Origin of the sequence: Vibrio sp. FF266 (assembly GCF_041439695.1) — a bacterium.
GTDB classification, from domain to species: domain Bacteria; phylum Pseudomonadota; class Gammaproteobacteria; order Enterobacterales; family Vibrionaceae; genus Vibrio; species Vibrio tasmaniensis_A.
Window position 1 is genome coordinate 57683 of sequence record NZ_JBGOOO010000012.1, and the last position, 7475, is coordinate 65157.

5 protein-coding genes are annotated in these 7475 nt (G+C 44.3%); 1 reads left to right on the forward strand and 4 read right to left on the reverse strand.

The window, feature by feature from the left end:
• Positions 1–2 precede the first annotated feature (2 nt).
• The 4 genes from ACED59_RS11510 to ACED59_RS11525 all read right to left on the reverse strand — a co-directional run bounded on the left by ACED59_RS11510 (position 3) and on the right by ACED59_RS11525 (position 4554).
• Positions 3–1988 (reverse strand): diguanylate cyclase, encoded by a 1986-nt coding sequence (locus ACED59_RS11510; protein ID WP_069595542.1) that lies wholly within the window; start codon positions 1986–1988, stop codon positions 3–5.
• 162 nt (positions 1989–2150) lie between these two features.
• The gene (locus ACED59_RS11515; RefSeq protein ID WP_004733613.1) at positions 2151–2501 is read right to left on the reverse strand and encodes a DUF2750 domain-containing protein; all 351 of its coding nucleotides are present in this window, start codon (positions 2499–2501) and stop codon (positions 2151–2153) included.
• 131 nt (positions 2502–2632) lie between these two features.
• Positions 2633–3247, reverse strand: coding sequence for an OmpA family protein (locus ACED59_RS11520; RefSeq protein WP_017098852.1), 615 nt, complete (start codon positions 3245–3247; stop codon positions 2633–2635).
• The gene (locus ACED59_RS11525; RefSeq protein WP_009846631.1) at positions 3247–4554 is read right to left on the reverse strand and encodes a TolC family outer membrane protein; all 1308 of its coding nucleotides are present in this window, start codon (positions 4552–4554) and stop codon (positions 3247–3249) included. Before ACED59_RS11525 ends, ACED59_RS11520 begins: the two co-directional genes overlap by 1 nt.
• A 400-nt stretch (positions 4555–4954) precedes the next feature.
• Between ACED59_RS11525 and ACED59_RS11530 the strand changes: the two genes are divergently transcribed.
• Positions 4955–7475: Calx-beta domain-containing protein (locus ACED59_RS11530; RefSeq protein ID WP_371731364.1), on the forward strand; the 2521-nt coding region annotated here is incomplete at its 3' end.

The window sequence follows — 7475 nt, forward strand, 5'->3', positions numbered from 1 at the left end:
GGTCAATCAATTGGTTCGTTGTAAGCATCAATGATGCAGTTTCGGCCGTTGCTCTTTGCTTGATACAGTGCTTGGTCAAGCACAGAGTACAAGTCATCAAAGTCACTTAATGCGTTTGAGGTTGCTAGATAAGCAAAACTCGCGGTTACATTAAGTGGCTTTTTGCTTTCTGATAAGAAGACAGTGCTTGATATTGCGTAGTGTAATTCTTCAACACGCTCTCGTACTTCAGAAGGTTTAGTGTCGGTCAGCATGATAAGAAACTCTTCACCGCCTAAGCGGCCAAACAATTCATCACTCATTAAGTGCTTTCTTATTTGTTGACTAATATGGACGAGCGCTCTATCACCGGTAGGGTGTCCATGCTCATCATTGATCGTCTTGAATTTATCCAGATCGAGCAGAACGAGGACATGTTGCTTGTCCGTTCCTTTACAGCGTCTGACTCGTTTGATTCTTCGTATTATTTCGGTCCGGCCATACGCTTTTGTCATCGCATCAATGGAAGCTTTTGCGCGAATCGTTTTGTTTGCTAATACCGTAAAGCTTGCGGCGCACAGCAACAGAATAACAATGATGTTGTACAACCATCTTTGATGTTCCATTTTTTCAATTTGAACGCGGTCGAGCTTTGTCTGATTTATCAGGAAAGAATTTTCCAATTCTTGCTCATATTTAGCGTGGGTCAGGTCTAGTGCTTCAAAAGCCAACCTGTTATCGATATCGCGTGTTTCAATTTGTATAGATGAGTATCGCTGGTAGAAATAGAAAGCTTGTTGGTAATCGCTGAGCGTTTGATGAAGGTCGGAAAGCTGCAAGAGTGACTGAGCGATGTACTTGTGTCTTGTGACTTGCTCGGATACTTCTAGAGCTTGCTGAGCATAATTGAGCGCCTCGTTTGTCAGCTTTTGCTCTTCGAACATATCGCTTATCGCCAAGTAAGCGTTAATACGAATGACGTCGTTACTCAATTCATTCGAAGCTGACAGAGAGTTGACTAAGTAACCTCTTGCCAAATCATAGTCCCTAATTTGAGTGTAAGCTTTTCCTAAGCCAAGACTTGTTAGTGCGATACCGTAGCTATGTGAAGATGAGCTCAGCAGTGTTCTTGCTGTTTGAAAGTGGTTAATTGCTAAGTCACTTTGCTCTTGGTTAAGGTAGAGATCTGCAAGGCTATGATGCACTTGTGCTTTCATCAAATCAGAAGCACTTTCTCTTAATGTGAGTGCTTCTTTGAGGTACTCTGCCGATTTTTCATATTGCTTTAATTCTTTAAGCAAGTTACCCACATCATTATAGATCCCCGAAATGTCATGTCCTTGTGGGAACACGTTTATCAGTGATAGGTAGGTATCTAGCGCGGCTTGATAGTCACTGCGGAAATGGTGATTGTTGGCGATGACTCGATAAGTACCAAACTTTGGTAACACAGGGTCAGCGATGTTATGTAAATCTGATTGAAGCGCAGAACAGTAATAGTTCGCTTGATGATATTTAGCTTGCTCGTTAAGCGATCGGCATAGCTGGTATTTTAGCAGGGCTCTTCCAGTCAAATCACTGCGTGATTGCATCTTCGCCAATAGTGTCAGAAAGCTTTGTTGCGCTTCCTCATATTGGCCTTGGCCATCTTTCATTAAAGCATAAATAAACGTTTGTTCAATCGCTTGGTACTCACTGTCGTTTGAAGCGATTCCATAGAACGGTTGATCTCGGTGGCTCATGTATTGATATAACAGAGATGAAAGGTAAAGCTTATCCCCATAGACGGTTGAGCCAATGTAACGGGTTTGCAGCATGTTTAACGCACGCGATGGGGAATGAGTTAGAGTCGAGAGATAGAGTGCATTCCAATCAGCATTTGGAGTTGTGTTTGAATTTAAATTGGATGAGTTGAAAGGAGAGTCTTGGTGACGATCTTGTGTTGATACTTGGCCATGAGAATAAAAGCTAATGAACAGTAGAAGGGCAATAAAAACAGAGTGAGTCACAAGAAACTATCTATCAGATAAAGAACGATATTCTATTATTAGTTTGATGTTGCTTCAATTTTTGAATGGTATGGGTAGGAGGTTATGCGAGGTAAGTCTCTAATTTGTTGATATTTATCAGACGTGTATCGGTCGTACTGTTCGCACGACCGATATCGGAAATTAGATGTATAATTTCGCTAGGTCAGAAGGCTCAAGTTCTTTGCCTTCTAATGTTGCATTCCAGTTAATACCAACAAGAACGCCGTCTTCAGCTAGAGTCAGTAACCAATCTTCTACAAAGATATCTAGTGGAATTTCTAATACTTCGAAGTCAGCCCACTCTTCAACGTTGTGAGTCTGAGCATCTTCTTTTGAAGACCAAAAAGGCATCACTTCGCTGCTTTCGAATTCACTTGAGTCACATGCTAGCCAACCTTCTTCATTGCGAAGGCCCCATACCAGTTTAGTTTCTTGTGTTTCAGAAACGAAAAGTTCAAGATTTGCTTGAGTATCAGCGGTTAGTTTGCTCATGAATAATTTCTCTATGTTGATAACAAGCCAAGATTAACATTATACAAGGGGTAGGTATATGGCGATCAAGGAATTATAAGGATACTGAAACGTTTACGTAACGTTTCAGTATGATTGGAGTGAGGCTGAATCTACTTGCCAATTTTAGTAAATATATGCCACTCTTCCTTGATATTACCTTTAAATCCAACCACAGAGGCTACAACTTTTCTGTTCAGTGCATGATTAGTTTCGGTGTCATTGTCACGGAAGCCGACATCACCGTAACCTACGGTATAGGCTCTAGACGGTGGAATTCCATTGCTGATAAGTGCACGCCTTACATTGTCCGCTCGCTTTTCTGACAGTTTCAGGTTGTGTTCAGCATTACCTACTTTACTAGCATAACCTTGCAATTGAATACTTGTGTTTTCGTAACGCTTTAGAAACGCAGCCATTTGACGGATTTGGCCCAGGAATACAGGTTTGATTTCTGCAGAGTCATTAGCAAACAAAATATGAAGTTCTTTTTGTTCACTAGACTCGAAATACGAGCCACAGCCATCATTATCTATTTCAGCGCCAATTTGTGTGTCTATACATAAATCGCGAGCGTTGATAACACCATCATTATCATCATCTTCGAGATCATAACTTTGTGTGGTGCTAGGAAGAGCACGATAAGTGAATTCATCATTTGTTTCAGCCATGATGTTGGCAGAAGCAACCACGAAGCATAGTGGGAGTATAGTTTTGAGAAGCTTCATTAATATTCTACCTTTTCATTCCATTCTTGTGGAGTCTCTACACGTAACCCTGTTAATAGATTACCTGTCGCATTCATGACTCTATACTTTGCGTATTGTACATCGTACTTAGCGTCTAAAAATCCCTTACGTGCTTCGAAGAGTTCATTTTCAGTGTTAAGTAGATCGAGAAGGGTACGCTTACCAATTCGGTATTGTTTTTCATAAGAGATAACGGTGTCAGAAGCCGAGTCTACGTGATCCGACAAGAAATCTTTCTGCTGAACGGTTAAGTCAAGAGCGCTCCATGAAAGGCGTAAGCTTTCTTCTACATTGCGGTAAGTACTCTCACGAAGGTCTTTTGCTTTGTTGAGTTGATAAGCGGCACTTTCGGCACGGTCTTGATCGGCCCCACCGTTATAGAGATTGTACTTTAAGCGGAGCATCGCAGAAAATTCATCGCTGTTGCCTTTCGTACCACCTGCATCATCGCGCCACCTTTGAGCGGCTTCAAAAGAAACAGTTGGGTAGTTGGTACTCTTCGACTGCTTGTATTGGAACTTCGCTGAATCTACGTCAGCTTGTGCAATTTTGATAACCGGGTGTTGGTTAAAGGCTTTTGCCAAAGCACCGTCGATCGTATAAGGAATAGAGCCTGCGTCAGCACGTGGATATACCAAGCCTAGTGGGGCTTGGCCAACAAGGCGTTTGAATTGAGTATGGGCATCAAATAAATTATTTTGAGCTGCCAGCAAATTACCATGAGCTTTTGCAATACGAGCTTCTACCTGAGACATGTCTGCCGTAGATCCAATGCCTGAATCAACTCGTTTCTTGATATCTATATAGATATTTTTGTGCGTCGCCAGATTGTTTTCAGAAAGTGTAAGCACTTCGTAAGCTTTAACGGAATCAAGATAGACTTTGGTTACTTGCAGTGCAATGTCTTGAGCGCTAGATAGCAATTGATAACGGACAGACTCTGCATCAGCAGCGGTACGATCAATGTCGTTAGAAGTATTCGCGCCATCCCAAATGAGTTGTGTCAACGTAATTGCTGCTTCTTTACGTGTTAGATCTGTTGAGCTCGAATTCGTCGCCAAATCCGTATATTCGTAACCAATGCCACCGTCTAAATCTATACTCGGGCGGTAAGCTCCACCAGAAGCATCGTTAAGGTAACGTTGACTAACGTACTGGTTATATGCCGCTTTGATTTCAGGGTTACTTTCTAAAGTAAACGCGACGGCTTGCTCTAAGGTTTGCGCGCTAGCCGGTAAACTGAGTGCAATAGCCAACCCTAATGTAGTCGTTTTAATCCAGTTCAATTTCAATCTCCCAAAAATGGAGTATCACCTAAGTTTGTCGCTTTTAAGCTTGAATATATCAAATTTAGATGAACCGCCAAAAAAATAACGAATGCCCGATGAGCATTCGTAAATGGTTGTAAAGTTGTTAACCGATCGCCGTACAATTTAAGTCGATTTTGAGTACTTAAATTTGATTTGAGTGTTTGGGTTATCTTTCCCTAAGACAATAACTTATATGGAAGTTTTCGTCATCTTAATTATCACTCAGTGACCGTTATCATTCGTTTACATTGTAAGTTATTAAACATGCAATTCATAGCTAGGAATTATATGACATTAGATGTTATATTGTCACTAGATTATAAAATTGATGTCACTATTTTGACGTCGCAAACAGAAAATGAGCTTAGGGATTTATATGGACATGACAGTATTGAATGCGAGCGGTGCATTAGCATTAGGTCAACGCATTGTTATTTCGATAGATGGCACAATCAAGGTCCTAGAAGACGGCCAGCCATTACAAGCTGGGGATGTCGTTTTAGAATCCCAAAATGCAAATTCTGAATCTCAGGTTTCAGTTAAGCGCTTTACGCCACAAGGAAAAGATGGCGATGAAGTCGATCTTGACCAAGATATTGAAAATATTTTTGCCGCTTTAGAAGAAGGGCAAGATCCTACAGAGTTAGGCGAAGAGTTCGCAACTGCAGCAGGTGTACGTGGATCGAGCTTAGTGAGTAGCGGGACAATTGAGCGTGATGGTGACGAAACCATCCCAGTTACCGAATTTGTAACAACAGGTTTCGAAGGCTTGGGTTTGTCTCGTACTCAAAGCTTAAGTTTGCTTGATCTGTTCCGTTCAATAGAAGTTGAGCCAACCGTAAGTATTGAAGACAGCCAAATTATTAATGAAGGCTCAACAGCAATTTTCGAAGTAAGTCTAAGTAAAGCTGCTTCAGGCGATGTGAGCGTTACGCTAGAGACGTTATACGGAACTGCAACAGCGGACGACATCACAAGTATTGTTGTGAAAGATGCCGCGGGTAACGTAGTGACCCCAAACGTTGACGGCTCTTACACAGTCAAAGCGGGTGAATCTAAGTTAACCGTTGAAGTCGAGACCAGAGACGACGGCACATACGAAGGTGATGAGAAACTGGGCCTGAAAGTGACGGGCGCAACCGGCGTAACAGGCACGGGTACAGGTGAGTTGACTATCAAAGATGATGGCACCGGCCCGGTAGACCCAACCGATCCTACTTCGCCAGTTAATCCAGATGATCGCCCAACGGTGAGTATCGAAGACAGCAAAGTGATTAACGAAGGCTCGACAGCAAGTTTCGATGTGAGCTTAAGTAAAGCTGCGTCAGTCGACGTCAGCGTAACACTAGAAACCCTATACGGCACAGCAACAGCGGACGACATCACCAGCGTTGTTGTGAAAGATGCCGCAGGTAACGTAGTGACACCTAACGTAGACGGCTCTTACACAGTCAAAGCGGGTGAAACTAAGTTAATCGTTGAAGTCGAGACCAAAGACGACGGCACATACGAAGGTGATGAGAAACTGAGCCTGAAAGTGACGGGTGCAACCGGCGTCACGGGTACGGGTACGGGTGAGCTAACCATCAAAGATGACGGCACAGTCCCGGTTGACCCAACCGATCCTACTCCGCCAGTGAATCCAGATGACCGCCCATCGGTGAGCATCGAAGACAGCAAGAGCATCAACGAAGGCTCAACCGCGAGTTTCGATGTAAGCTTAAGTAAAGCTGCGTCAGTTGACGTGAGCGTTACGCTAGAAACCCTTTACGGCACGGCGAACGCGGACGACATCACCAGCGTCGTTGTGAAAGATGCCGCAGGTAACGTAGTGACACCAAACGCTGACGGCTCTTACACAGTCAAAGCGGGTGAAACTAAGTTAATCGTTGAAGTCGAGACCAAAGACGACGGCACGTACGAAGGCGATGAGAAACTGAGCCTTAAAGTGACGGGCGCAACCGGCGTAACTGGCACGGGAACAGGTGAACTGACCATCAAAGATGATGGCACAGGTCCTGTAGACCCAACCGATCCGACTCCTCCAGTGAATCCAGACGATCGCCCAGCGGTGAGCATCGAAGACAGCAAAGTTATTAACGAAGGCTCAACCGCGAGTTTCGATGTGAGCTTAAGCAAAGCGGCATCAGTCGATGTGAGCGTAACGTTAGAGACCCTCTACGGCACAGCAACAGCGGACGACATCACCAGCATCGTTGTGAAAGATGCCGCAGGTAACGTAGTGACAGCTAACGCTGACGGCTCTTACACCGTCAAAGCAGGGGAAACTAAGTTAGTTGTCGAAGTCGCGACCAAAGACGACGGTACATACGAAGGTGACGAGAAACTGAGCCTGAAAGTGACGGGCGCAACCGGCGTAACTGGTACGGGAACCGGTGAACTGATCATCAAAGATGATGGTAAAGGTCCTGTTGATCCAACAAATCCAAATCCAGATGACCGCCCATCGGTAAGTATCGAAGGCAGCAAAGTTATTAACGAAGGCTCAACCGCGAGCTTTGGTGTGAGCTTAAGCAAAGCGGCATCCGTCGATGTAAGCGTAACGCTAGAAACCCTTTACGGAACAGCAACAGCGGATGACATCACCAGCGTCGTTGTGAAAGATGCCGCAGGTAACGTAGTGACACCTAACGTAGACGGCTCTTACACCGTTAAAGCGGGTGAAACTAAGTTAGTCGTTGAAGTCGCGACCAAAGACGACACGACGTACGAAGGCGATGAGAAACTGAGCCTGAAAGTGACTGGTGCGACGGGCGTGACAGGCACTGGTACCGGTGAGCTGATCATCAAAGATGACTCTGACACGCCAACCATCAGAGGTGTGAAACCAGCGGTCGACGCGCAAGGCACGCAAGTGGACGAAGGCGAAGGCGCGG